This is a genomic window from Hymenobacter amundsenii (assembly GCF_002204745.1).
Classification (GTDB): domain Bacteria; phylum Bacteroidota; class Bacteroidia; order Cytophagales; family Hymenobacteraceae; genus Hymenobacter; species Hymenobacter amundsenii.
The window spans coordinates 180,279-206,345 of the sequence record NZ_NIRR01000002.1; the positions used below are offsets into that span (position 1 = coordinate 180,279).

Consider the following 26,067-nt stretch of genomic DNA (forward strand, 5'->3'; position numbering starts at 1 on the left):
GTGGGTCCGTTGGGGTAGTAGCCTCCTTGTTTAGCGTTCCGCCAGCAGCCCCAGCAAAGCCGCCGCAATACCTTCCCAGGGCTGATTCAGGTCGATGGTGACCACGCGCACGGGGTGGCCGCCGAGGGTGTAGCGCAGGTCGATGGCCTGGGCGGCCGCCGGGTAAAGCAGGATGCCTTCGAGCTGCTGGTCGAGCTGCTGGTCGGGCTGCATAGGCTGGTTCTGCAGGTAAGCGTAAAGCTGGTAGAGGTGGGGCGAAATCAGCCGGGCCTGGTCGTGGTGGCGCTTGAGGGCGGCGGCGTAGTACTTGGTGTCGAGGATGATTTTGCGGGCCGGGCTTTCCAGGCTCGTATCGGTTATCATGGCCGGCAGCAGGGCCAGCGCCTCGGGCGTTGCAGCCTCGGCCTGCCAGGCAATGGTTTCTGATGATACCCGGAACTGCCGCTGCTCCAGGCGGTAGAAGTTGCGCACGAACTGCTCGAACAAGCGGGCCATCAGCGGCTCGTCGCGGCGGAAGTCGCGGAACCGGGCGGGGCTAGCCGTGTCGGGGGCGGGCAGGGTGCTCCGGTAAACCAGCTCGCACACGTTCAGCAGAAACCCGCTCAGCCCCCTGGGCCGCTCCCGGCGTACCAACCGCAGCGTGGTGGCTGTGAGCGGCAGCGCTTCCACAGCGGCCGGAAACCGGCGCAGCCCCGCCCGGATTTGCCGGCGCAATTCCGGGGGCACCGCCCGGCTTCGGCTCAGCACTTGAAGTGTGCCGCGCAGCAGACCCGCCAACGGCGAAGACGGCGTTAGCTCATCAAAAGCACACACGGCCCGGCCCCGGGGCAGCAGCTGGCGGCGCAGGGTGGGGTCAAGTAGCACCCGGCCCCGCAGCTCCGGCAGCTCCTCGGTGCGCTCGGTGTAGCGCAGCGGCAGGCCCTGGTGCAGCAGCCGGGTGGTGCCGCGCAGCAGCACGTGAGCCAGCAGCGCCAGCGGCCGCCGGAATTCCGCCCCACTCACCGCCTGCAGCTCCTCCGCTTCCGGCAATCGGTTCCAGGCGTAGCACAGCAGGTAGTACAGGTTCTGAATCGGAATCACGCAGGGTGGTTTTCAGTTAGTCAGTTGTCAGACGCGTCATGCTGAGCGCAGTCGAAGCATCTGTATTGCTTCGTTCGGGCGTATCTCTTCCCCTCCCGTCCCTCTATTTGAAATGGAGAGCAAGAGGGCGACGGGGTTAGTGTGGCGGTAGAGATGCTTCGACTGCGCTCCGTCTCTACTTGATGCGCAGAATGCTCAGCATGACGTTCCGTGGACTGACCAACTACAGCCCGGCCAGCAGCCTCTTTTTCTGCGCGGCGGCCTTTGCAGGCTGGTCGAGCCAGTAATCGTCGAGCAACGGGGCCACTTCCTGCTCTAGGATGAGGCGCAGCCACTCGGCGGCGCGGGTGGGGTCGGGGGGCGGGTGGCAGAAGTAGCTGTGGCCGAGGCAGAAATCGAGCCCCAGGTCGGGGTCGTCGGCGATGGTGCGGTTCAGGTCGAGCAGGCGGGTGGTGAGCTGGTCGATGACGGCGGCCGGCACCCCGTGGGCTACGAGCAGTGCCCGCAGCGGCTCCCCGAATTCGGGCTGCAAGCTCACGAAGGCGAAGCGGCGACGAAGGGCATAATCGAGGGGCGCGAGGCTGCGGTCGGCCAGGTTCATGGTGCCAATGACGAACACGTTTTCCGGCACGAAAAACGGCGGGTTGCCGGCCGGGGCGTAGGGTAGGCGCACCGCGTGGGCAGGACCGCGCTTGTCGGCTTCGAGCAGCAATAGCAGCTCCCCGAAAATGCGGGCCACGTGGCCCCGGTTCAGCTCGTCAATCAGCAGGAAATACGGGTGGTCGGGGTCTTGGGCGGCGCGCTGGCAGAAGTCTACCAGAATGCCGTTCTGGAGGCGAAACGCGCCGTTGCCGTCGGGCCGGAAACCCTGCACGAAGTCCTCGTAGCTGTAGCTCGGATGAAACTGCACCAGCTCGATGCGGGCCGCGTCGGTGGCCCCCAGCTCCAGCCAGGCCAGCCGCCGGGCCAGAAACGTCTTGCCCGTGCCCGGCGGGCCCTGCAGCAGCAGGTTACGCCGCCGCTGCAGGGCCGCCCGCGCCGCCGCCAGCTCGTCAGCCGACAAAAATAGCTCCGTCCGTGCCATTTCCAGCGTGTACGGCCTGCTGGGCGGGTGTTCATACGCTACCACCGGCTCCCCGACTTCGGCCCGCGTCGGCCCGACTGATTCCTCCGACTCAACCCGGCGCTTGCCGGTTTGGTCGGGGCGAGTCGCGCCGGTGTAAAGCTCCTGCATCTGCTGCTGGGCGGCCACGTCGCCATCCAGCAGGGGCGAGTTTTCGAGGGTGGGGCGCTTGGTGGCAATGGTGAAATCGAGGGCCTCCAGGACCTTGTTGGTAGGGGCCCCGGCCCGCAACGGCCACTTCGCCGCCGCTTCCCCGGTAGCCAGCTGGTAGGCCAGCTGGGCCACCTGCCGCGGGGCGTAGCGCCGGCCCCGGTACACGAGGTCGTACACCGTGCTCAGCGGCATCTGCGGCCCCGTTTCGTCGAGCTGACGAAGGGCTAGCAGTACCTGTTCGCGGGTAATGGGCGGGTTTTCGGGGGCGGAGTCGGGCATGCAGGAAGAAAGGTACAAGCAAAACAGCGTTGCCAGGGTTTTCAGTTGCCTGCTTCGCAGGAATAAGATAGAAGTAGGGCAGCAGTGCGTAACTCTACGAATGGAGCACTGTGGGGCCGGCCTCAGGCAGGCTGCAGCCAACGTCGGCCTCAGAAGAATCCTTTGCGTAGTTTCGGCAGTCTTTAGCTACCACTTCATCTCTTGCCTAATTATACCGATGCCTACTGTACTGTTCCGCTATCTACTGGTGACGCTTTGCCTGCTGGCTACCACCCCGGCCGCCACCGCCCAGGAGCTTACGTTTGAGAAAGACTCGCTGGGCCAAGTGCTGCAGCGGGCCGCCCGGCTGCAAAAGCCGGTGTTTCTGCTGCTCACCACGTCGCTCCCGCCCAGCGCCGCCAAGCTCAGCCGGCAGGAAGCCGAGCGGGTGTATGGCACTTCCCTGAACGATCCGGCGGTGGTGAAGGCCTTGCAGCCCAACTTTCTAGTGGTGCGGGCTTTCAACAACACTCCGGCGGGGCAGCGCTTGGCCCGCCGCTACCACGTGAGCACCTTCCCGACCTATCTCTACCTGCATCCCGATGGCACCGTGCTGCACCGCAGCTTCAGCAACGTGCGCGACCCGCAGCGCTACCTGGCCGATATCGAAACGTTTCGGCAGAAGCTGGCCAGCCCCGATAACCTGAGCAGCCTGGAAAAGCGCTACACCCGGGGCGAGCGAGGCGCCGCGTTTTTGCGCCAGTACCTGCAGGCCCGCCGCAGCGTTGGCGCTATCGTCAGCCCGGAACTGCTGGATGAATACGTGCGGGAGCTGCCGGTAAAGGCCTTCGACCAGTTCGCGGAAGTGGTGTTTGTGCACGAATACGGCCCCGTGCTGAACAGCCGCGCCTACAACGTTGCCCGGCTCAATAAGCGCCTCGTAGATAGCCTGTATACTACGCTGCTCCTGCACCGGCGCGTGGCTATCAACAGTGCCATTATTACCAACTCCATGCAGGCCGCTATTGCCAGCCGCGACGTGCAGCTGGCCACCCAGACGGCCGGTTTCGCCAGTGCCTCCTGGAACGCTTCGTCCAACCGGCAGCGGGCCAGCCAAGCCTACGGCAGCAATATGCTGCGCTATTACAAAGCCGTGGGCGACACGGCCCGCTACTTGCCTTTGCTCATGAGCCACTACGAGCAGCACTACATGGCCACGCCCGCCGACACCATCCGCCGCCAGCGCACCTCGAAAAATCCTTTCACTGCCCCCACACCCTACACCAACCTAGCCCGCCCCGATTCGGCGGTGAAGATGGTAAGCGTATTTCGCTCCGGTGGCGACGTGTATGCTGCGGAGCTGAACAATGGTGCCTGGGAGGTGTACAGCTCCGGCACGCGTCGCACCGCCTACCTGGCTCAAGCTATGCGCTGGAGCCAGCGCACCATCGACCTCGACCCGCGCGCCGGCTACTACGACACGCTGGCCCACTTGCTGTATGCCCTGCATCTGAATACTGAGGCCGAGGTCACGCAGCAGAAAGCCGTTGCTCAGGCCAAAAAGGAAGGCCAGCCGGTAGCTGCCTACCAAGAAGTACTGCGCAAAATCAAGTCCCGGACACTGTAGCAGGCTCTATTCTACCACCTGGTACTCGCGCCGGATGCCCAGCTTTTTCATGCGGGCTTCCAGGGTTTTGGGGTTGATGTCGAGCAGGAGGGCCGCGCCGTTGGGGCCACTGACGCGGCCGGCGGTGCGGTGCAGGGCCGCCAGGATATGGTCGCGTTCCTGCTCGCGCAGGGTTTTGAGCGGACCACCGGCTTCGGGTGAGGCCGGGGCCGCCGGGGCGGTGCCGGCCGCGAAGCCCTGGAACTCCAGGAATTTCTCTTGGCTAACAATCACGGCCTGCTCCACCACGTGCTCCAGTTCGCGCACGTTGCCCGGCCAACCGTACTGTTGCAGGGCCCGCAAATCCCGCTCGCGCAGGCCGCGCACGGGCTTGCCCATCTGCTTGGTGAAGCGCTCCAGGAAATGGCGCATGAGCGGCTCCACGTCTTCGGGCCGCTCGCGCAGGGCCGGCAGCCGGATGGGGAATACGTTGAGGCGGTAGTACAAATCGGCCCGGAAGCGGCCGGCGGCTACTTCCTCCTCCAGCACCCGGTTGGTGGCCGCAATCACCCGCACATCCGACTGAATGACGCGGCGGCCCCCAATGCGCTCAAACTCCTTTTCCTGGAGCACCCGCAGCAGTTTGGCCTGCAGATCGAGGGGCAGCTCGCCCACTTCGTCCAGGAAAATCGTGCCCTTGTCGGCCAGCTCGAACTTACCGATGCGCCGGTCGTGGGCCCCCGTGAAAGCGCCTTTTTCGTGGCCAAATAGTTCGCTTTCGATAAGCTGGGCGGGCAAAGCGGCGCAGTTGAGCTTGATGAGGGCCCGCTCGCGCCTCGGCGAAAGGTGGTGCAGGGCCCGGGCCACCAGCTCCTTACCAGTGCCGGTTTCGCCCGTTATCAGCACGGTGGTATCGGTGGGGGCCACCTGGGCCAGGCGGGTGTACACGGCCCGCATGGCTGCGCTGCCGCCCACGAAATCGTCGAGGCGGGCGGCGGCAGTAGTGTTTATTTCGTCGATGAGGTAGGTGCGCTCCCGCTCCAGTTGGGTGCGCAGGGCGTCGATTTGCTCAAAAGCCAGCACGTTCTGCACGGCCAGTCGGATCTGGGGCACCAGGTTCTGCATCAGTTCCAGATGCTCCTCGGTAAAGGCCAGGGGCTGGTGGCTGGCCAGAATGAGGGCCGCAGCGGGCTCATTGCTGTCCTCTAGCGGGGCGCACAGCAACGACTGCGTGCCCCGCTGCTCCCGGATGTAGTGTAGCAGTGCGTGCTGCTCGGCCAAAACTTCAAAATCGGGCCCCACGTACACGCCGGGCCGCGAAAACAGCTCCGCGAGGGCCGGCTGGGAATCCTGGTGGTGGGGCAGGTCGTCGTAGCGGTTGTTGGCGAGGGCGGCGAAGGTGCCATCGGGCTGCTTGTTGAACTCGGCCAGGGCCCGGGCCGCCGAGCCCGACGCCCGGGCCCGCACTCCAAAGTAGTCGCAGGGCACCACCCGGTTGATTTCGGTGGCAATGGTGCGGAACAGCTCGTCGCGCTCCTTGATGCTGAGCAGGGCGTTGTTGAGGGCCAGCTGCATGGTTTTCTCCTGCTCGCGGCGGGCAATGTCTTCGAAGGCCAGCGTGTTGGTAACGGCCACGGCCACCAAGCTGCCAATCTTGTCGAGCAGATCGGTGTCTTGCTCCGATAATTCGGGCTGCCGCCGCGCTACCATGCTCAGAATCCCGATCAGGTGGCCGCCGGTGCGCAGGGGTACCATGGTGAGGTAGCGCATGCTGCTGGCCAGCAAAGACTGAAACGGATGGAAATCGGGGTATTCACGCAGCAGCTCCACCAGATCGAGTTGCTGGAGCTGAGGAGCGCGCAGAAATTTCTCGATGGGCGTGTTCTCAATGCTGCTACGCCCGGGCTTGGTCAGGTCGCTGGAGGACAGCAGCAACTCCCCCAGGTAATCGCGCAGAAACACGCGGCGGTACTGATGCTCGGTGTCGAGGGACAGGATGGTGATGGCATCGAAGGGGAAAATCAGCCGCAGCTTCTCGGTCACGCTCCGAAACAGGTCCTCTTTATTGCGGGTGGTGGCAATGGCCTCGTTGAGGTAGAGTAGTAACGAATCATCCTGATCAGGCATGAGAAAAGGCGCTTATTTCCCTCAAATGTCAGGAATAAAAACGAGGATATCCTGATATATCGGGAAATATTATAAATAAATACTAAATTGAATATTTGGATCAGGGGAAGATAAAACGTTTTTTACAAGCTGTGAAGCCACTTTTTGCAATGCATTAAAATGGATTTAACGGGTTGGCACAGCTTTCGGTTAAAGGCAGTTACTACCACGCCATTCCTGAGTATGTTTTTCCGACCAACTTTTGCCCTGCCGCTTGTCGCCCTTGGGCTGCTGAGTGCCGGTACGGTCCGAGCCCAACAGGGCCCGGTGCTGTCTGATTCGCTGACCCTGGACGGTACCGTGCGCTCGGTGCTGGAGGCCAATCCGGCCATTACCACGCTGGAGGAGGAAGTGAATGCGGCTACCAGCCGCGTCACCCAGAGTCGGGGTGGTTTCCTGCCCCAGGTGACGGGCACGGCTACCTACACCCGCATCGACCCGGTGGTGAAAATTCAGCTGAACCCCGATGCCCCCGGCTTCCAGCTGGCCCCCAACAACAACTACGACGCCCACATCACGGTGCAGTACGGCCTGCTGGACTTCGGTAAGCGCGACGCTACCTACAACCTGGCCGAAAGCCGCCGCCTGACGGCCACCGACCAGATCAACGTAACCCGCCGGGACCTGGCTTACTCGGCGGCCCAGGCTTACTACAATATCCTGTTCGTGCGGGAAAGCATTCGGGTGCAGGACGCCCAGATTGCTTCTTTGCAACAGCATCAGCGCGAAATGGAAAAGCGCGTGGAAGGTGGCGTAAGCACCCGTTTCGACGTGACGACCACCCAGGTGCGCATCACCCAGGCCCGGAACTCGCGCATTGAGCTGGTGAACCAGCTCCGTAACCAGCAGGTGCAGCTGGCCCGCCTGCTGCACAAGCCCGAGTACGTGGACGTGCCCGTGCGTGGCACGTTGGCCTACCAGCCCCAGGCTGTAGATGTGCCGGCCGCGCTGGCCCGGGGCATTGAAGGCCGGCCCGAAGTGAAGCTGGCCCGCGACGCCGAGCAGACCGCCAACCTCAACCTCAAGCTTATTGAGCGCAGCAACATGCCCCTATTGGGCGTAGGCGCGCAACTGGGTGGCAAAAATGGCTACCTGCCCAACCTCGATAAGTTCCGGCCTAACTCGGTAGGCGTGGTGCAGTTTTCGATGCCGATTTACGACGGCAACAAGAACAAGAACCAGCGCGTGGAAGCCGCTGCCAACATCCGCGGGGCCCAGTCGCGCATCCAGGACACCCAGGAGCAGATCCGGGCCGATGTGCGCCAGGCGGCCAACAACCTGGAAGCCAGCGCGGCCCGCTACGATAACTCGCTCGTGCAGATTGAGCAGGCCACCGATGCCCTCACCCGCGCCCAAGCCCGCTACCGCTACGGCGTGGGCAACAACCTCGACGTGCTCGATGCCGAAACCCAGCTGCTCCAGGCCCGCCTGGCCCGCATCCAGGCCATTTATAACTACACGCTCGGCCAGTACCAGCTCAAGCGCGCCACCGGTGAGCAGATCTGGTAGCGGGCAGCAAGAGAAAAGAACGTCATGCTGAACGCAGCCGAAGCATGACGTTCTTTTTCACCCACCACTTCACCGAATCACTCATTCACCGCCCGCATGACCATCCTCTGTCCGATTGATTTTTCTGCTGCGACGGAGGCGCTGGTGACCTATGCGGCGGCCCTGGCGGCTGGTACGGGGGCGGAATTGCGGTTGCTGCACGTGCTGGAACCGGAGCTGGCCTCGGCCGCCCTGGCGTTGCCCGACGTGTATGTGGCCCGGCAGCTGGCGTTGCACCGCGAAACGGCGCTGCAGGCCGGCGCGCCCGTCAGCACGGCCGTGGCCCACGGCGACGCGGCCCGCGAGATTGTGCGCGAGGCTCAGCGCCATCCGGCCAACATCATTGTTATCGGCGCGCACGGCCGTACGGGCCTCACGCGCTTCCTGATGGGCAGCACCGCCGAAACCGTGGTCCGTACCGCGCCTTGCGTAACGCTGCTCGTGAAACCCGGCTGCCCCCAGGCCCTGCGCCCCACGGGGTGAGGTGGCGACTGAGCGCTCTTTGCACCCGATTCCCTTTTCAACTATTTGCTCATTCCCTGAGCCACTCACTCACCGATTCACTCACTTCATCTCATGGCAACTCCCGTTCAGCACGACCCGGCCGTAGCAACTCCCCCCGCCGCTTACGAGCCGGTAGTTGAGGAGCAAACAGGCCGCTCCAAACGCCCCTTTATTCTTATTATTCTGGCCCTGGCTCTGCTGGTGGGTGGCTATTTCGGCTGGCAGCGCTACCAGTTCGGCCAGGCCCACGAAGAAACCGACGACGCCCAGGTAGAAGGCGACGTGTATCCGATTCTGCCCCGCGTAACCGGTGCCGTGCTCGAGGTGAAGGTGGAGGACAACCAGCGCGTGAAAAAGGGCGACGTGCTGGTAACCGTGGACCCCGCCGACTACCAGCAGCGCGTGAATGCCGCCGAAGCCGCCCTGGCCGCCGCCCAGGCCAACGTGGTGGCTGCCCGCGCCGGCGTGGGCACCGCCCAGGCCAACGTGGGCGCCGCCCGCTCCGCCATCGGGGTGAGTGATGCCAACCGCGCCCGCCTGCAGAAGGACCTCAAGCGCAGCGAATTCCTGCGCAAGGAGGACATCATCCCGCAGAGCGAGTACGACGCCGTGCAGGCCAACCTCAAATCGACCAGCGCCCAGCGCGCTACCGCCCAGCAGCAGGTGAGCGTGGCCCAGCAGCAGGTGGCAGCGGCCCAGCAGCAGATTGCCGTGGCCGAAGCCGTGGTAAAACAGCGCCAGGCCGACCTCGACAACGCCAAGCTCCAGCTCAGCTACACCACCATCACGGCGCCCGGCAACGGCATCGTGAGCAAGAAAAACGTGCAGCCCGGCCAGAACATCAGCCCCAACCAGCAGCTGATGGGCCTGGTGGCTTCCGGCAACACCTGGATCATTGCCAACTTCAAGGAAACGCAGCTCGAAAACATGCGCGAAGGCCAGCCCGTGAGCGTCGAGGTCGATGCCTACCCTAACCAGGAGTTCGAGGGTAAAATCGAGTCGCTCTCGGCCGCTACCGGTGCTCGCTTCGCCCTGCTGCCCCCCGATAACGCCTCGGGCAACTTCGTGAAAGTGGTGCAGCGCGTACCCGTCAAAATCAGCCTCACCAAAACCGACCCCGACCACCCCCTGCGCGCTGGTATGAGCGTGCGGGCCATCGTGAAGGTGAAGTAGGTAGTCGGATAGTTGAAAAGAACGTCATTCTGAGCCTGCGAAGGACCTCGCGGGCTGACGTTGCCAAATCATCCAACGGCTAAGAAGTACCAATGCAACGTCAGCCCGCGAGATTCTTCGCTGCGCTCAGAATGACGTTCTGATTACCCCCAATCACTCATTCACCACATGGAAACCGGAGCTAAAAAGTGGATTATCGTTATCACGGTGGTGCTGTGTACGCTCCTGGAGCTGATCGACACCAGCATCGTGAACGTGGCCCTGACCCAAATGATGGGCAACCTCTCGGCCACGCTCGCGGAAGTGAGCTGGGTGATTGCGGCCTACGCCATTGCCAACGTGATTGTGGTGCCCATGACCGGCTTCCTGTCCGAGCAGTTCGGGCGGCGCAACTACTTCGGCTTCTCGGTGGTGTTGTTTACGCTGGCCTCCATGGCCTGCGGGCAGAGCACGAATATCTGGGAGCTGGTGGCCTTCCGCTTCATCCAGGGTATTGGGGGCGGGGCGCTCATGGCTACCTCGCAGTCGATTCTGATTGACACCTTCCCGCCCAAGCAGCTGGCGTTGGGCCAGGCCCTGTTCGGCATGGGCGTTATTATCGGCCCCACTATCGGCCCCACCCTGGGCGGCTACATCGTGGATAACTACGACTGGCCCTGGATTTTCTACGTGAACGTGCCGGTGGGCATACTGGCCACCATCTTCACCTTCCTGTTCATCAAGGACCCCGAATCCATTGCTAACGCCATTCCGCGGCCGTTGCGGGAGTTGGACTGGGCCGGTATTTTCCTGCTGATTCTGGGCGTAGGCTCGCTGCAATTCGTGCTCGAAAAAGGCGAAACCGAGGACTGGTTCGAGTCGGGTATGATTCTGGCCTTCACGGCGTTGGCCGTGGTGGGCGTGGTGGGCTTCATCTGGCGGGAGCTCACGGCCAAAAACCCCATCGTAGACCTGCGGGTGCTCACGCGCAGCCGAAACCTGGCGCTGGGGGCCATTCTATCGTTTATTCTGGGCTTCGGTCTGTTTGCCTCGGTGTTCATCTTCCCGATTTTCACCCAGCGGATTCTGGGCTTCACGGCCGCTCAAACGGGCTTTATGCTGCTGCCCGGCGCGGTGGTAGCGGGCCTGATGATGCCCCTGATCGGGCGGGCCTTGCAGGCGGGCGTACCGCAGAAATTCATGCTGCCCTTTGGCTTTGGTATCTTCTTCCTGTTCACGTTCTGGATGAGCCAGAAAATTTCGCCCACCGCCGGCGAAGACGACTTCTTCTGGCCCCTGATTTTGCGCGGCGTGGGCCTGGGCCTGCTGTTTCTGCCCATTACCACCATGTCGTTACAGGGGCTGCGGGGCAAGGACGGGGCCCAGGCGGCGGGCCTGACGGGCATGTTGCGCCAGCTCGGCGGCTCGTTCGGGGTGGCCATCGTGGGTACCTACCTCGAGCGCAACGTGGCCTACAACCGGGTGGCGCTGCTACCCAACGTGTCGCTCTACGACACTGAAACCCAGCAGCGGCTACAGGCCTTTACCCAGAACTTCATGAACAAGGGCTTCTCCTTCGAGCAGGCCCGGCAGCAGGCCTACCAGGTGCTCGATTTCACCATTATGAAGCAGGCCTCCCTCATCACCTACGCTCAAACGTTCACGATGCTGGGCCTGTTCTTCCTGGCCTGCATCCCGCTCCTGATGTTCATCAAGCGCATCCGCAACGCCGGCCCCGTCGACCTGAACGCCGCGCACTAGCGTGCGGTGAATAGGTAACAGTTCGGTCATTGCGAAGATGGGGGACCAAGCAATCGGCCCTTCACGCACTCCAGCATCTAGCATAAACACAAAGCCCCTGACGTCTGCTGACATCAGGGGCTTTGCGCTGGATAAGGGCTTCGGGCTCAGAAAAGGACAGGTTGCTTCGTCCTCGCAACGACCAAACCGTCACTCAACCACCACTTCATTTATGCTCCTCTACTGATATTGAACGTAGAGCGGAGAGGGGGTGAGGGCAATGACTTCCTCAGGCGTCATGATGTGGTGGGGCTTGGGGCGGGCGTCGTACTCGTAAAAGAGCTTGAAGCCGGTGTACTGCACGGGCTCATTAACGATGTAGGCCTTATAGGAGTCCTTTTTAAGGGTCGGGTCGCCGTGGCCGTCCATGTGCATAACCACCTGCACGCGGGGGTCAAGCTTGATGTTTTTGTAGTTGCTCACCATTTTGCGCGTGAAGCGGTGCACTGTCAGCACCTTGGGCGGGAGCTTGTTCTCGCTCACGATGCGGGCCAGGAAGTTGATGGTGAAGTTGATGTCTTTAGCGTCGAGGGTGCCGATTTTCTGGTTCGGGCGCACGCCGGGCATGGTCGCGAGCGAAAACTCGGGGTCGATGCCCAGGTGCACAATCGGGTCTTTGAGGTAGGGCTCCAACTTGGGCAGCTCGGCCTGCAGGGTGCTGTGGCCGGGTTGCACATCGAGGAACACAATGACATTGTGCTCCTTGCCCCACCTGATAACTTCCTCAATGGTAGCCTTGGAGTTCATCAGGCGCCATTTGCCATCTTTGCCGGGCGTGCCCTGGGCCGTGATGGCAACGTTGTGGATGGCGCCTTGCACGGGGCGGCTGGGGTCGGCGGCCTGCCACTCGCCCAACACCTTCTCCAGCTTGCGGAACATCTGCTCCTTGGGCTCGCGGCCCAGAATGCCCATGCCCTTCGAGCGGATGTTGCCGTAGAAGGCCACAATGCGGTGGCCGGGCAAAATAGCGCCGGGCAGCTGGCCGCTTTTCTTGGCAATAGAATCGGCCTTGAGCGAGTCGCGCTGCATGACCTGCCGGGCCAGTTGGGCCGAATCGACTACAACTGGCTGCTGCACCGTATCGGCAGCCATGGCGGCGGCTTCGGTGTCGGTAGCCGAGCGCGAACCGCAGCCGGGCAGGGTGGTCAGGGCGAAGGCAAGGCCTAATGAGGCTAGCGCAGGGGCCGTGAGGCGGGTGAGCGTGGAAAGGTAAGGCACTAAAACAAATGGTATTAAAGGCGAATGGAACTGCTAAGGTAGGAGGTTTCCGCCCGAAATCAGCATACGCCCGCCAACAGCTGGCCCGGTAAAATGAGCCGTCCTGCCGGTTCGGCCATCACGCAAAACGCCGCTCGAAGCAGTACGGGCGGCGTTTTGTAAGACCGAGTAATGGGCGTTTACTTCAGCGAAAACGTGATAGGTACAATGTACTGCACCGCCACTGCTTTGCCATCTTGCCGGCCCGGCGTCCATTTTCCAGGTAGGTTTCGCACGGTGTTGAGGGCAGCTTGGTGCAGCGCCTGCGTACCGGGAGTTGCCGCGCTGGCCGCCTGTTCCTCCCCGGGGTTGTCGGAGTTGATAACCGCTGTACCGATGCCTTTATGCAGATGAATGGCCTGCATTGTGCCATCGGCCCCGATGATAAACTTCACGAATATTTGGCCTTCAATTTTCTCCGCCAGGGCCGCCGCCGGGTATCTTGTAAGCTTGCCGACATCAGTCAGGAGTTGGGCTTGGCCACCGGCATATTCGGGCATTTGCTCCACGTAGGTATAGGCGAGCAGTGGCGGCGGCGGCGGGGGAATAGCGTTTCCGAGGTCCTGTTCGCAGGCTACGAGTAGCAGTAGGCCGGCGCTCAGCGGCAGCGGGAGCCAGCGTTTCCAGCGGTGGATGGGGGCGGCGCTAGTCAGCATACGAATCCGGGTTAAGGTGAGAGATTGGGTAAAGGAATGGGTGAGAGCTAGGTTCGGACCCAGCTGCCGCAGGGCCAAGCGGGCCAGCAGGGCCGCATAACGAGCCGGATCGGGCGGGGCGGAAGCGGCTTGGGCGGGTTGCAGGGTGCGCAGGGCGGCGGCATCGGCCAGAAACTCGTGGGTTTGGGCCAGGGCCCGTGGGAACAGGTGGGCGAAGGGGTTGAACCAAAGCAGCGCCCGGGCTACTTCCAGCAGCAGGCGCTGTCGGGTATGGCCCTGGCGCACGTGGGCCACCTCGTGGGCCAGCACAGTGCGGGCCTCGGCGGGCGTGAGCGAGGCTGTTTCATCCCAGAAAATCCAGCGCCCAAACGAGCTGACGGGCCGCCGGCCGCCGGTGTGTACCAGCACGTAACCGGACCCCGGGGTGCGGGGCAACCGCCGCGTGGTCAGCCAGAGGTGGGCTACCTGCCCCAGCAGGCGCAGCAGCAGCAGGGCCACTCCCAGCCCATACAGCGTCGGCAGATACTGCGCGAAATCGAAGGTTTCGCCGGGCAACGTGGCCTCGGCCCGCACCGTGAAACCGGGTAGCTGGGCCTGTACCAGCGCGCCGGTGGCAGCTATTGGCAACTGGCGTAGCAGCGTGGGCAAGGCGGCCCGCACCAGCAGCGGCCCAAGCAGCGCCAGCCACGGGACCAGCCCAAGAAACCGTTGGTTATAGTCGAAAAACCGCTCCTGCCGTAGCGCGTAGCGGTAAAGCAGCCAGCCCGCACCTAGCACCAGCGTGCTTTGCAGGCCCCAGCTAAGCAGGGCGGCCGTCGTGGTCGGAAGCAGGGTCAAGAGCATCGGGCGTTTCGTTAGTGGTGGGAGTAGGCTTGACCAAGTACTTCCGCGTCTCAACGGACTGGATTATCCCATCGGCCCCCACAATGAGGCTTATGTATGTTCGACTGATCGGCGCGTCTGTCGGCTTGGCAGGCAAATCTTTAAATGTTTTTCTTAGCTCGATCATAATTTGCTCCGAGTAAATGTCGCCGGGCTGGTAGTTCGGAGTGGGGTAGGAGCCAGGCACATCGAAGCCGAAGGAACGAGCCCGGCTGGGCGGCGACGTTATGGGCTGCACATTGGTGCCCGCCGGGTTGCTGGTGGTGGGTCCAGCTTTCAGCAAAGCCGACGATGGTGGTGGGGTGGCATTGCTAGGTGCTTGGTTGGCGAACGTAACCGGGATGGTATAATAAACCGGTAGCACCTTGCCGTTTTGTTGGCCCGGGGTCCACTTGCCCGGCAGCTCGCGCACGGCCTGGAGGGCCGCCGCATCGAATTGCCTGGCTACCTCCGTATCCATACCAGGCTTGGCCGCACCCTGTGTAATTTCGGCCGCCTGCACCGTGCCATCGGTTCCCACGATAAACCGCACAAAGGTTCTTCCCGGCGTATTGGTGGCCAGCGCAGCGGCTGGGTAATGGGCGGTTTTACCCAAGTCGTTCAGCAGCTGCGGCATCCCGCCGGGGTACTGAGGCATCTGCTCCACATAGGTGTAAACGCCGACTGGCGTGGGTAGCGGAGTGGCAACAACAAGCTCCTTGTTGCAGGCAGCTAAGCCAAGTAGTAAGCTGGCTGCTACGGGTAGCGGCAGCCAGCGTTTCCAGCGGTGCAGGGAGGCGGAGGTCGTTAGCATACGGATACGGGCTAAGGTGAAGGATTGGGTGAACGAATGCGCAAGGGGTAAATCGGGCCCGAATTGGGCCAGCGCTAGCCGGGCAAGCAGGGCGGGATAGGTCGTGGCTGCTAGGGCGGTGAAAGCAGTGCCAGCAGGGTAAGCTCGTAGCGCCGCCGCATCGGCCAGAAACTCGTGAAGCTGGGCCAGAGCCGGAGGTAGCAGGTGCATTAAAGGCACCGGCCAGAGCAGTACCCGGGCGATTTCCAACGTCAGCCGCTCGCGGGTGTGATGGCCGCGCACGTGAGCCAGTTCATGGGCCAGCACGGCCCGGGCTTCGGCGGGCGTTAAGTCGGCTTCATCCCAAAACACGAGGCGGCCAAACGAACTGATGGGCAGCTGACCGCCTGTGCGCACCAGCACGCAGCCGGGGCCGGGTTCGCGGGGGAAGTGGCGGGTACTGCGGTGTAGGTGCCAGAGTTGGGCCGCTAGTCGCACCAGCAATAGGGCCGCGCCCGCCCCATAAACCCCCAGCAGCCAGGGCAGCGGGTCAGTAGCGGCCGGGCCAGCGGGGGCACCACGTACCGTTATAGTCGGCAGCAGGCTGCCGCCGACCAGGTCGGCAGTCGGGCCAGCGGTGGGTTGCCAGGTGGGAAGCCAGCTGGCTAACGCCGGCGCGCCGACGGCCAGCAGGGGCGGGGCCAGCAGCGCTACCCAGGGTAGCACCAGGAGGAACCGCCGATTGAAGTCGAAGAACCGCTCCTGCCGTAGCGCGTAGCGGTAGAGCAGCCAGCCCGCACCTAGCACCAGCGTGCTTTGCAGGCCCCAGCTAAGCAGGGCGGCCGTCGTGGTCGGAAGCAGGGTCAGGAGCATCGGGCGTTTCGTTAGTGGTGGTAGGCGAAGCAGCTTGGGCGTGGCGGAGCAGCTCTTCCAGTTGGGCCGCGTCGAGGTTTTCTTCCTGGGCGAAAAACGATACCAGCCGGCTGAACGAGCCGCCGAAGTAGCCGCCCAGCAGCTTGCCCAGCGAGAAGCGCCGATACTCGTCGCGGGCCACCAGGGCAAAGTAGCGGTGGGTGCGCCCGAAGGCCTCGTGGTCCACGAAGCCCTTCTGCTCCAGAATGCGGATGATGGTGGAAACCGTCGTGTAGGCGGGGGCGGGCGGGGGCAGCTCCGGTACCACGTCCTTCACGAAAGACGGGCCGCGTTGCCAGAGTACCTGCATCACCTGCTCCTCGGCGCGGGTCAGTTCGGGGAAAGAAGAATCAGCCATGTAGTAGGGTTGTGGGGTTGATGGACTGAATTTATAACTATTTATTTAGTTATAAAACTAATATCTTAGAAGAAGAAAAAACGGGTGTGGTAAGGACTTCAGCCCTTAGCCCGAGGGAGTCATTTTATCAAGGGGCTGCGGACTGAAGTCTGGGCTACTGGTTGGGGCTGCGGAACGTCGGCGCGGGCCAGGGTGTTGACGGAATCCGGGCCGGTTGAACAGCAGGCCTCGCTTCTCATCTAACTTCTTTCTGTGTCGAAACTTCCTGTTTCCCGCTCTTTCGTGCCCGGCTGGGCCGGTTTACTCCTGTGGATGCTGGTGCTGGGCGCGGTGCCCTCTTGCAAAAGCAACTCTCCGGAGCCCAACATAGCCACCGCGCCCACTACCCCCCTGCCACCACCGGTAGCCCCGCCCGCTACTGTGCTGGTGGGCAGCAGCCTCATCGGCGAGTACACCCCGGCCCAACTCGCCGAACGGGTTTCGGATATTCCGCTGGTGGGTTCTTTGGCCCGGTACTCGGTGAAAGTTTACCGCCTCACCTACACTACCCGCAATACCGACGGGCAGGTCATAACGGCCTCCGGGGCCCTGCTGGTGCCGGTGGTCCCGGCAGCGGTGCCGGTCATCAGCTACCAGCACGGCACGTTGCAGCCCGATGAGGAAACCCGCGCGCCATCGTACTACAGTTCGAGCAGCGAAGTCTGGTCGGCTGTTTCGGTGCTGGCGGCCACGGGCTACGTGGTGTCGGCCCCCGATTACATCGGCTACGGCGCTTCCAAGAGCCTGCCGCACCCCTACGAGCACGCCGCCTCGCTGGCTTCCGCCTCGGCCGATATGCTGCGGGCCGCCCGCGAGTTCTGCGCGAAGCAGCAGGTGAGCGTCAACCAGAAAAACTTCCTGCTTGGCTACTCCGAGGGCGGCTATGCCACCATGGCCCTGCATAAGCTGCTGGAAGAGAAATACGCCACCGAGTTGCCCGTTACGGCCAGCGCGCCAGGGGCCGGGGCCTACCACAAATCGGCCTTCGCCAAGTACATCATGGACTCCTCGCAGCCCCTGAATTTCCTGAGTACCTACGTGTGGGTGCTACGCACCTACGACCGGGTGTACCAACTCAACCGCCCATTCAATTACTACTACCAGGAGCCCTACGCTACCCGCCTCCAGGCCGATCCGTTCGGTACCGTGCCCCGGCAGCCCGCCGAGCTGTTCGCGCCCGGTTTCCGCCAGGCTGTCCTCACCGATTCCGACGCTCCCCTCACGGCCTCGCTGCGCGCCAACGACATCTACGACTGGCTCCCCCGCGCCCCGGTAGCCCTGTTCCACGGCACCCAGGACGATTACGTGCCCTACTTCAACTCCCAGGATGCCTACCAGGCCATGCGCGCCCGTGGGGCTACGCGCGTAGAGCTACGCCCAATTCAGGGTGGCACGCACTTCACGTCTGCTGCACCCTACACCCTGTCAGCCTACGCGTTCATCTCGCAATTTTAAGTGGAATGAGAAATGCGTGAACCGTTCGGTTACTGAAAGCAGCACGAAGCAGCTCATCCTGAGTGCAGTTCAGCACCGCAATAAGCACAAAGCCCCTGACGCCAGTACGGTCGTCAGGGGCTTTGTGCTGAATAAAAGATGTCTCGCTCAAAAATGGATGGTCCGATCCGGCTCACGCACTCACCGCGCCCCGACCCCACGCGCCGCTCAGGGCGGCCAACCCGCCTACCATCCCCGCCAGCAGCCCCCCAAGCAGCACCAGCAGCCAGGAGTTGCCGCCCAGCGGGAGCAGCGTGGCTAGCCGGTGGGCCAGCAACTCCGCGCCGTGGGTGTTCAGCCAGGCGGCCGGCAGCCACCAGCTCAGGGCCACGCCCAACAGCCCGGCCCAAAATGCCCATCCGGCCGCGGCCCGCTGCCACGCCGCCAGCCCCAGGCAAATTGGAATAATAACCCACCACGGCAGCCAGAGCTGGGCCAGGCTGGAAAGCAGAAAAATTAGCAGGAAAAGCAGGAGAAAGGGTTTCATCGGGCTGAAATCAGTAAGCAGGAAAATAAAGTTGGCCGGACTTACTGCTCCAGCCGCCAGGCGGCTTGCAGGCGGGGGTGGTTTTCGTCGGCGGCGCGCAGGAACACCAGCTCATCGAGCTGGCCGGTGCGCCAGCTTTCCAGCATGTCGTCGTAGTAGCGCGAGGCCGGGTTGCCGCTCTGGCCGCCGGGGAAGATGCCGTAGGCCTTCACCTGCGGGCCCAGCGCCACCACCATGCGCCACGAGGGGCCGTTACGGGCGCCGGTGGCATTCACGGTGCCGGGGCTGCCGGGGCACACAATATCCTGGTGGCCGAAGCCGGGTAGCTGGGCTAGGTGGTTGATGTCGGTGCTTTTCTGGTTGGCCCAGGCCCAGCCGGGGCCTAGGGGCCCGAATTTGCGGGTCAGCGAATCGACGGTAAACTGCAACGAGGCCGTCAGCAGGTCGTGAACGTTTTCCTTTTCAGGTGTGCGGCGGTCATCAATCCAGGGGCTGGCGCCCTGGAAGCTGGCGGCCGGGTTGCCCGATTGGTTCAGGAGTAGTTGGTTGGTCCGGTCGCGGGCGGGGTAGCGCATTTCCAGGCCGGTAGCGGCCCTGCTGAAATCATCTTCCCAAAGCCGCCTGACCAACTCCTGGTACCAAAGCTCAAAAACGGTGGCGGCAACGGCCTTGGCAGTATAGTGGTAGTTCCAACCCTGCAAGGTTTGCAGCACGGCGGTTTGCAAGGAGCCGCCCCGCTCGCCCGTCTGGCTGACCGGTGTTCCGCCCGCCTGCACCATAGCCAGCATCCAGGGTAGCATCGTTTGGGCATTGATGCCCAGATCATCGTTCTGAAGCCGCCGCAACGTGTCGGCGGTGGCGTGGTGCATGGTGGCCAGCTGCTCGTTGATGCGGTGGGCCCGGTCCCAGGGCGCGTAGTCCCAGCCCAAATAATACGGGTAATCGGGGCCGGCCGAATGCTGGTTGGCCGACGACAGGAAGCCGCGCTCCGGGTTCTTCACGCGGGGCGTCTGGCTCATCGGAATCCAGCCCTGCCAGTCCTGGCGGGCATCGGAGCCGTCGAGGATAAATTTGCCTTGGTCGGGGTACTTGAGCGGGAAGCGGCCGTTGGGCCGGATGGCAATGTCGTTTTGGCTGCTGGCAAAAATGAAGTTCTGAGCCGGCGAGGCGTAGGTGCGCAGGGCCTGATCATAATCGGCGTAGTTGCGGGCATGGTTGAGCTTCACGAAGGCCAGCACCTCGTTGGCCCCTTCGTGGGCCGTCCAGCGCAGGGCGTGGCGTACGGGCGTCTGGGCATTGAAGGGCTTTTCGTCGTGGTCGTACACCACCGGGCCGTGGTGGGTATACAGCACCGTGTCGAGCACGTCGGGACGGCCGCGCACGGCCACGTGCTCCACCACCCGGCGCACCGGTTTCCAGCGGCCATCGTGCCAATACTCGCGGCGGGTGCTGTCCCGAAACTTGAGTTGGTACCAGTCGAGCACGTCGCCGCCCACGTTGGTCACACCCCAGGCCACGCTTTCGTTGAAGCCGATAATGATGGCCGGGGCGCCCGGAATGGTCACGCCGTACACGTTCTGGCCAGGCGCGCTGAGCTGAATCTGGTACCAGATGCTGGGCAGGTTGAGCTGCAGATGCGGGTCGTTGGCCAGCAGTGGCAGGCCCGAAGCCGAGCGGCTGCCCGCCACGGCAAAGTTGTTCGAGCCCAGCTCGGCATCCGGTTCCCGCTCCGGCACCAGGCCCGACACGGCCGCGCCAAACAGGGGCGGAGCAGCGGGCACGGGCAGGGGTGTAAAAGCAAGCGGGGCGCCCACCGGCACTACCGGGTCCTCGCGGACGGGATAATCGGGGAACAGGTCTCGGGTGACTTCGGAGCCGTACTTGCTCAGAATGTTGCTCAGGCGCAAGTCGTCGGAGCGGCCGCTCAGGTCCCAGGCCATCAGCTTAAGGAGCAGCGCGCACTTGAGCGGCTGCCACGGCTCGGGCGCGTAATCGAGCAGCTTGTATTCAAACGGATAATCGGCGGGGCGCAACTGGCTGATGTACGCATTCACGCCCGCCGAGTACGACTCCAGCACCAGCCGGGTCGTGTCGTTCTTCAGCATTTCGCGCAGCGAGTTTGCGGCCCCCAGCGGTAGTCCCATGCGCCGCTGAAACCGGTCGTACTCCAGCGCTTTCGGCCCCACGACTTCCGAAATGCGCCCCGCCGCCACCCGGGTCATAAACTCCATCTGCCAGAGCCGGTCGCGGGCCGTGAGGTAACCCTGGGCGTAATACAGGTCGTGGTCGTTGAGGGCGAATACGTGGGGTACCCGCCGGTCGTCGAAGCGCACCCGCACGGTTTGGTGCAGGCCGGGCAGGTGCAGGGTTTGCTGGGCGGGGAAGTCGGTGGCCGTTTCGCCGTTGCGCCAGAAGCCCTGGTAGGGGCTCAGCAGCCGGGCCACTGGCGGCACGTCGCCTTGTTTGGTGTTCAGCACCCAAGCGAGTATCACCGTAGTAAGCAGGGCCAGTACGGCCTTCACATAACGCAGCATAAGCTATCCTGATTTTCGCGGAGGCGGAAGGTAGCAAATGCTGCGTTACGTGAAGGCCGCTGGGGCTGCGCCGACAAGGTAGCTGCCCAAACTACCACCTAGCTTTTCGGCAAGTATATCCGGAAGCCCAGGTTGAGGTTGAGCGCGGTGCCCCCAAACTGCCGGCTTGTGGCCCCGTTGATTCTGTAAGCCAGTAAGGACTCCAGGCCCACGGCTGGGGTGATGAAGTAAGAATAGCCTAAGCCAACATTAGCTTGGAATTTCACACTACTATCGGAATACACATCCCCCGCAATACCTCCCTCAACACGTTCGCTATTGAAGACGCCGCCCACGCTCAATTCACCAAACACCCGGTGTTTGCTTTCTGAGGGTAGGTAATAGCGCAACCAGGGCAACAGCCCCAGGCTCACATTCCGATTGGTTGTACCATCAGCTAATGCTAGTTTGAAGCGCGAATAGCCAAACGGCACCGATGCGCCCACGGCCAGATTGTCGGCCACGAAAACGCCCGCTGAGGGAATCAGCGTCCCGGAAAAGCGTTTTTCCAGGTGGGATCTTTCGAAAGTGAAGTCGCCGCCGCTCAACCCCAGCACGCGGGTGCCTTTGGTGGTCTGTGCTTGTAGTGTAGTACCCGCAGTCAGCAGGGAAGCCAGCGGGAGTAGCAAATAGGTCTTGAACATAATAAAAGAGAAACGTTGAGGAGGCAAAGTGCCCGCTTAACGCCTCTCGGCTCTGCTCAAGTATAGCACAAACTAAATTTTGATAAGCAACGCGCCGCCTCCCTGAACGGGAAGCGGCGCGCTGGTCAATCTACACAGAGGAAGTTGTTTTACAGATTCTCGGCCTGGCGCACCAACCCAGCCACACCCGAGCGGGCCAGCCGTAGCCGCACCACATCGGCCTCAGCGGCCGTGGCAAAACGGCCCACTACCACGCGGGTAAGGGCCTTGCCTTTGGTCGTGCCGCTGATGGTGGTTACGGGTAGCTGGGGCTCCAAGCCCTGGATTTTGTCGAGTACGGCGCGGGCGTTGCGCACGTCGCCGAAGGTACCGGCCTGCACCACGTAGGTGGCGGTGGGCTCGGCCCGCAGGGCCACGTCGGCAGCCTCCACCGCGCCGGCCGCAATGTTGGTGTGCAACTCGGCGGTATCGATGGGGTCGGCGGCCAGTTCCTGCAAGTCCTTGGGCGCGTTGGTGGGGCCTAGGGGGGTGGTTTCGGGTACCACTTCGGCTACCACCGATACGGCTCCGTGCGTGATAATGCCCAGCGGCCGGGCCGCTACTTCGGCCAGATCGAGGATGCGCTGGTGGCGGAAGGGCCCCCGGTCGGATACCCGTACCACTACAGCCTCACCCGTGGCCGGATTCGATACCCGCAGGCGGGTACCGAAAGGCAGCGTTTTGTGGGCGCAGGTGTATTTGTTGCGGTCGAACCGTTCGCCGTTGCTGGTGCGACGGCCCTGGAATTCACGGCCGTACCAGGAGGCGCGGCCCCGCAGAACGGTGTGCTTTTTAGCGGCGGCAGCAGCTTTTTCGTCGTCGTCGGGCCGGGTAGGCCGGGCGGTGGCGGAACCGACCGTCAGCAGGGCCGTCAGGCCAACTAGCAGCAAGCTTGATACATACCGTCGTAGAAGCACTTTCATCCGGGGGCACGGTTGGTGAGTGCGACAAATCTAGAAGCACCTACCAAAGCAAGCCCAAGCCCGGAAATAAGTAGCTAGTGGGGGCAGGGTTAGAATTGACTTATTTCTATAAATCTTGGATTTAAATTATCTGTCTGTGTATAGCCAAATGATTGATTGTGTTTAGTTGATACACTTTTTGTACTCTTTTCAGACGCTTGGTAGTTATCCATGGAAATACAACTATCCGCTGGTTGAAAAAATTTGGTTCTAGCCAGTCTTTTCCGCCCGCAGCCCGGTTGCAAAAGTCCTGAAAATGTGGTAAGAACAGTTGCCGGTTGCCAGTGGTGAGTTACCCATAATCTGTTACCAGTGGCAACGAACAATCGAGTATCTTCGGGGATGGATTTTGGCCGCCTTTCCGACCTACGCTACGTTGATTTTCGGCTGCCCGCCGACCACCCCGAAACGGCCGCCGTGCTGGCCCAGGCACTGCCCGCACAGCCCGCCCCGCCGGCCGTGTACGTGGGTTGCCCCATCTGGACTAATAAAGCTTGGTTGGGCTCCTACTTTCCGGCTGGCATCAAGGATGCCGACTACCTGCACCACTACGCCCGGCAGTTCAATAGTATCGAACTCAATACCACCCACTACCGCATTCCCGATGCGCCCACCGTGCGCAAGTGGCGCGAGGCCGTGCCCGACGCGTTCCGTTTCTGCCCCAAAATCCCGCAGGTTATCAGCCACGACCGGGCCCTCTACAACGCCGACGACCTGACCACGGCCTTCTGCCGGGCCATCGAGGGGCTGGGGCCGACGCTGGGCCACGCTTTTTTGCAGTTGCCGCCCACCTTCGGCCCCGAGCACCTGCGGCGGTTGGAACGCTACCTGCTCGATTTTCCGGCCTATGTGCCGCTGGCCGTGGAGTTGCGCCACCCCGGCTGGTTTTCCGACGCCGGCCTGCTGGCTACCATCACGGCCATGCTCGAAGCGCTGGGCAAGCCGCTGGTGATTAGTGACGTGGCCGGCCGCCGCGATGCCCTGCACCAGCGCCTGACCACGCCCGTAGCCTTCGTGCGCCTCAACGGCCACGGCCTAATCGATTCCGACTTCCGCCGCGCCGACGACTGGGCCGCCCGGGTTGCCGCCTGGCTCGAAGCGGGCCTGCACACGGCCTACGTCTTCATCCACCAGAAAGACATTTTGCACTCGCCCCTCTGGGCCGAGCATTTCCTGCGCCGTCTCCACGAGCTAACCGGCATGGCCGTGCACCCGCCCCGCATCATCCCGCAACCAGTGCAGGGAAGCCTGTTTTGAGTGGTTTAAGCAGTCGGCGCAGAAGAAGCAAAAGAACCGTCATGTTCAGCGTGTCGGTTATCCTCCGACAACTGACAATCAACACCTACAGCGGTTTCGCGAACCGGAGACACCCGATGTAACGACGCGTATTTGCGCCGCGTCGTTGAACGAAACCAAGCCGGCGGCGCGAATGAGCAGACGCGCCTCTATACCAGCCGGATTGCACCGTTCACGAAACGGCTATACCTTCAAGCAGTAGAATACACAACTTCACATTGACCGGAAGAACCTATGAGAAATTTCAAAATAATCTTAATTATGAGCTTGTTGCTAACCTTTAATATGGCGCTAGGGCAGCAGTCAGACAATGAGCAGGTAGCTATTGGCAAGAAATTCATAACGCTTGTTTCTGCTGGAAAAAAGGAGGAAGCATGGCAGCTTTTCGATAAAAAGAATGTTCCCAATCTTTCCGAAGAACAATTCAATGCGGCCTTCGGGCAAATAAGAAACATATTATCTACTGCTAATGTGTACGAGCTATCAATGAGCGGAATAAAAAATACAGGCAATAAAAAAATGAATTTTTATAGTTTTAAAGGTGTATCAAAAAATAAAGAAGCTGGAGCTGATGTGTATGTAGACTTGTTATTTTTTGAGAATGCGAATCTGGTGGCAGGAGTGAGTCCTAAAAGACTGGTATCGGTAGAAAATATACCGCTGCATGATTCAAATTCTTCCACTGCTTCCACTGCTTCCACTACTGCAGGTCAGGAGACCCAGCTGGAGGGTGCGTCCACTATCTCGATAGATGATGTTGTTTACAAAGTAAGAGGAATAAATATTGTCCATTTTGAGAAAGAGAAGGGCCTTTTAGCTATTCAAGTAGAAATGAAACTGCCTGAGGATAGCAGTGTCAAAGAAAATGAGTTTAAACAGATAGCAGTTAAATTTGCTAAATATCTAATTGGAAATGGATACCTTGATAAGGCGCGGTCCAAGTTCAAGGAAATGGATAAAAAACTATTAAAAGATATTGGTGTGTCTTTTTATGATCCAGATAAAGACAAAGGATACAATGTTATGCTGAAGCCACAAGAATACAAGTAGTATTCTGTCTAGCTATAATGGTTTCGTGAACGGTGCAACTTGGCTAGTATAGAGACGCGTATTCGCCGTTTGTTCGTTCGCGCCGCCGGCCTAATTCCGTTCAACGACGCGACGCAAACACGCGCCTCTACATCGGGTGTCTCCGGTTCGCGAAGTCACCTACCAACACCTACCAAACTAGCCCGCAACCCCTATGGAAATCGGCATCGACTCCTTCGCCATGAACCTGCTCGACAACGGCACCGACGCGCCCATCGACGGCGCGACAGCCATCGGGCAGCTCCTCGACCGTATCGAGCGGGCCGACCAGGTGGGCCTCGACGTGTTCGGGCTGGGCGAGCACCACCGCGCCGAATACCTCGACTCGGCCCCGGCCGTGATTCTGGCCGCCGCCGCCGCCCGCACCAAGCGTATCCGCCTCACTAGCGCCGTCACGGTGCTGTCGGCCGCCGATCCGGTGCGGGTGTTTCAGCAATTCGCGACTCTTGACCTGATTTCGCGGGGGCGGGCTGAAATGGTAGTGGGCCGGGGTTCCTCGATTGAAGCCTTTCCGCTGTTCGGCTTCGATCTGAATGATTACGACGAGCTGTTTGCCGAGAAGCTGGGCCTGCTGTTGCAAGTGCGCGACCAGGAAAACGTACGCTGGCAGGGCCAGTTCCGGCCCGCGCTTACCGGGCAGGGCGTGTACCCGCGGCCCATGCAGGCGCAGTTGCCCATCTGGCTGGGTGTGGGCGGCACACCCGAGTCGTTTGTGCGGGCCGGTACGCTGGGCCTGCCCCTGATGGTGGCCATTATCGGGGGCGACACCCACCGGTTCCGGCCCCTGGTAGATTTGTACCGCGAGGCGGGCCGGCGGGCGGGCTTCGCGCCCGAGCAGCTGCCGGTGGGCCTGCATTCGCTGGGCTACGTGGCCGAAACCACCCGGCAGGCCGTCGAGGAGTCGTTTCCCGGTTACGCCCACACCTTCAGCAAGCGGGCCCGGGAGCGGGGCGGCCCGCCCGTTACGCGGGCCCAGTTCGATGCCCAGCTCGGCCCGCTAGGGGCATTACTGATTGGCAATCCCGAAGAAGTAGCGGCCAAAATCCGGCGTCACAGCGAGGCGCTGGGCGGCATTGCGCGGGTAACGTTCCAGATGGATATTGCCGCCGTGGGCCACGAAAAACTGCTGGCCGCCATTGAGTTGCTTGGCACCCGCGTGGCCCCGCTGCTGCGGGATGCCCGCTGATTTTTGTCCATTATATTCGGCACCGCGTCCG

At 62.0% G+C, this 26,067-nt stretch carries 20 protein-coding genes; 9 read left to right on the plus strand and 11 right to left on the minus strand.

Annotation, left to right across the window (positions count from 1 at the left end; all coding sequences use genetic code 11):
• Positions 1–30: 30 nt before the first annotated feature.
• Both CDA63_RS02890 and CDA63_RS02895 read right to left on the minus strand, forming a co-directional pair.
• The gene (locus CDA63_RS02890) at positions 31–1,080 is read right to left on the minus strand and encodes a 5-methylcytosine restriction system specificity protein McrC (protein ID WP_088462943.1); all 1,050 of its coding nucleotides are present in this window, start codon (positions 1,078–1,080) and stop codon (positions 31–33) included.
• Between the two features lie 223 nt (positions 1,081–1,303).
• Positions 1,304–2,635 carry an AAA family ATPase gene (locus CDA63_RS02895; protein ID WP_088462944.1) on the minus strand — a complete coding sequence of 444 codons (1,332 nt, stop codon included), beginning with the start codon at positions 2,633–2,635 and terminating at the stop codon, positions 1,304–1,306.
• Between the two features lie 217 nt (positions 2,636–2,852).
• Between CDA63_RS02895 and CDA63_RS02900 the strand changes: the two genes are divergently transcribed.
• On the plus strand, positions 2,853–4,241 hold the full coding sequence (locus CDA63_RS02900) for a thioredoxin domain-containing protein (protein WP_088462945.1): 1,389 nt from the start codon (positions 2,853–2,855) through the stop codon (positions 4,239–4,241).
• A gap of 6 nt (positions 4,242–4,247) precedes the next feature.
• Here the strand turns inward: CDA63_RS02900 and CDA63_RS02905 are convergent, their stop codons facing one another.
• Positions 4,248–6,347 carry a sigma 54-interacting transcriptional regulator gene (locus tag CDA63_RS02905; RefSeq protein ID WP_088462946.1) on the minus strand — a complete coding sequence of 700 codons (2,100 nt, stop codon included), beginning with the start codon at positions 6,345–6,347 and terminating at the stop codon, positions 4,248–4,250.
• A gap of 222 nt (positions 6,348–6,569) precedes the next feature.
• On the opposite strand from CDA63_RS02905, the gene CDA63_RS02910 reads away from it, so the two are divergent.
• The 4 genes from CDA63_RS02910 to CDA63_RS02925 all read left to right on the plus strand — a co-directional run bounded on the left by CDA63_RS02910 (position 6,570) and on the right by CDA63_RS02925 (position 11,351).
• Positions 6,570–7,895 (plus strand): TolC family protein, encoded by a 1,326-nt coding sequence (locus tag CDA63_RS02910; protein WP_165768171.1) that lies wholly within the window; start codon positions 6,570–6,572, stop codon positions 7,893–7,895.
• 96 nt (positions 7,896–7,991) lie between these two features.
• The gene (locus tag CDA63_RS02915; protein ID WP_088462948.1) at positions 7,992–8,417 is read left to right on the plus strand and encodes a universal stress protein; all 426 of its coding nucleotides are present in this window, start codon (positions 7,992–7,994) and stop codon (positions 8,415–8,417) included.
• 93 nt (positions 8,418–8,510) lie between these two features.
• On the plus strand, positions 8,511–9,611 hold the full coding sequence (locus CDA63_RS02920; RefSeq protein WP_088462949.1) for an HlyD family secretion protein: 1,101 nt from the start codon (positions 8,511–8,513) through the stop codon (positions 9,609–9,611).
• A gap of 168 nt (positions 9,612–9,779) precedes the next feature.
• Positions 9,780–11,351 carry a DHA2 family efflux MFS transporter permease subunit gene (locus CDA63_RS02925; RefSeq protein WP_088462950.1) on the plus strand — a complete coding sequence of 524 codons (1,572 nt, stop codon included), beginning with the start codon at positions 9,780–9,782 and terminating at the stop codon, positions 11,349–11,351.
• A 219-nt stretch (positions 11,352–11,570) separates the two neighbouring features.
• On the opposite strand, the gene CDA63_RS02930 is transcribed toward CDA63_RS02925, so the two are convergent.
• The 4 genes from CDA63_RS02930 to CDA63_RS02945 form a co-directional block, all read right to left on the minus strand.
• Positions 11,571–12,608: a hypothetical protein gene (locus CDA63_RS02930; protein ID WP_199797481.1), complete on the minus strand. Its 1,038-nt coding sequence runs from the start codon at positions 12,606–12,608 to the stop codon at positions 11,571–11,573.
• 179 nt (positions 12,609–12,787) lie between these two features.
• Positions 12,788–14,146 carry an energy transducer TonB gene (locus CDA63_RS02935; protein WP_088462951.1) on the minus strand — a complete coding sequence of 453 codons (1,359 nt, stop codon included), beginning with the start codon at positions 14,144–14,146 and terminating at the stop codon, positions 12,788–12,790.
• Positions 14,103–15,830: a TonB family protein gene (locus CDA63_RS02940; RefSeq protein ID WP_088462952.1), complete on the minus strand. Its 1,728-nt coding sequence runs from the start codon at positions 15,828–15,830 to the stop codon at positions 14,103–14,105. The genes CDA63_RS02935 and CDA63_RS02940 overlap by 44 nt, the downstream gene beginning before the upstream one ends.
• Positions 15,787–16,227: a BlaI/MecI/CopY family transcriptional regulator gene (locus CDA63_RS02945; RefSeq protein WP_088462953.1), complete on the minus strand. Its 441-nt coding sequence runs from the start codon at positions 16,225–16,227 to the stop codon at positions 15,787–15,789. Before CDA63_RS02945 ends, CDA63_RS02940 begins: the two co-directional genes overlap by 44 nt.
• A gap of 252 nt (positions 16,228–16,479) precedes the next feature.
• Here CDA63_RS02945 and CDA63_RS02950 point away from each other — a divergent pair, with 252 nt between their 5' ends.
• Positions 16,480–17,721: an alpha/beta hydrolase family protein gene (locus CDA63_RS02950; protein WP_242434523.1), complete on the plus strand. Its 1,242-nt coding sequence runs from the start codon at positions 16,480–16,482 to the stop codon at positions 17,719–17,721.
• A gap of 172 nt (positions 17,722–17,893) precedes the next feature.
• On the opposite strand, the gene CDA63_RS02955 is transcribed toward CDA63_RS02950, so the two are convergent.
• The 4 genes from CDA63_RS02955 to CDA63_RS02970 all read right to left on the minus strand — a co-directional run bounded on the left by CDA63_RS02955 (position 17,894) and on the right by CDA63_RS02970 (position 22,426).
• A complete protein-coding gene (locus CDA63_RS02955; RefSeq protein WP_088462955.1) occupies positions 17,894–18,247 on the minus strand; it encodes a hypothetical protein in 354 nt (117 codons plus the stop codon).
• Positions 18,248–18,288: 41 nt separating this feature from the next.
• Positions 18,289–20,781, minus strand: coding sequence for a penicillin acylase family protein (locus tag CDA63_RS02960; RefSeq protein ID WP_088462956.1), 2,493 nt, complete (start codon positions 20,779–20,781; stop codon positions 18,289–18,291).
• Positions 20,782–20,879: 98 nt separating this feature from the next.
• Positions 20,880–21,464, minus strand: coding sequence for a hypothetical protein (locus CDA63_RS02965; RefSeq protein WP_088462957.1), 585 nt, complete (start codon positions 21,462–21,464; stop codon positions 20,880–20,882).
• 149 nt (positions 21,465–21,613) lie between these two features.
• A complete protein-coding gene (locus tag CDA63_RS02970) occupies positions 21,614–22,426 on the minus strand; it encodes a septal ring lytic transglycosylase RlpA family protein (protein WP_088462958.1) in 813 nt (270 codons plus the stop codon).
• Between the two features lie 381 nt (positions 22,427–22,807).
• Between CDA63_RS02970 and CDA63_RS02975 the strand changes: the two genes are divergently transcribed.
• The 3 genes from CDA63_RS02975 (at position 22,808) to CDA63_RS02985 (ending at position 26,036) form a co-directional block, all read left to right on the plus strand.
• Complete coding sequence (locus CDA63_RS02975) at positions 22,808–23,722, plus strand: DUF72 domain-containing protein (protein ID WP_088462959.1); 915 nt, start codon at positions 22,808–22,810, stop codon at positions 23,720–23,722.
• Positions 23,723–24,022: 300 nt separating this feature from the next.
• Positions 24,023–24,811: a hypothetical protein gene (locus CDA63_RS02980; protein ID WP_126546706.1), complete on the plus strand. Its 789-nt coding sequence runs from the start codon at positions 24,023–24,025 to the stop codon at positions 24,809–24,811.
• 193 nt (positions 24,812–25,004) lie between these two features.
• Complete coding sequence (locus CDA63_RS02985) at positions 25,005–26,036, plus strand: LLM class flavin-dependent oxidoreductase (protein ID WP_088462961.1); 1,032 nt, start codon at positions 25,005–25,007, stop codon at positions 26,034–26,036.
• Positions 26,037–26,067 lie beyond the last annotated feature (31 nt).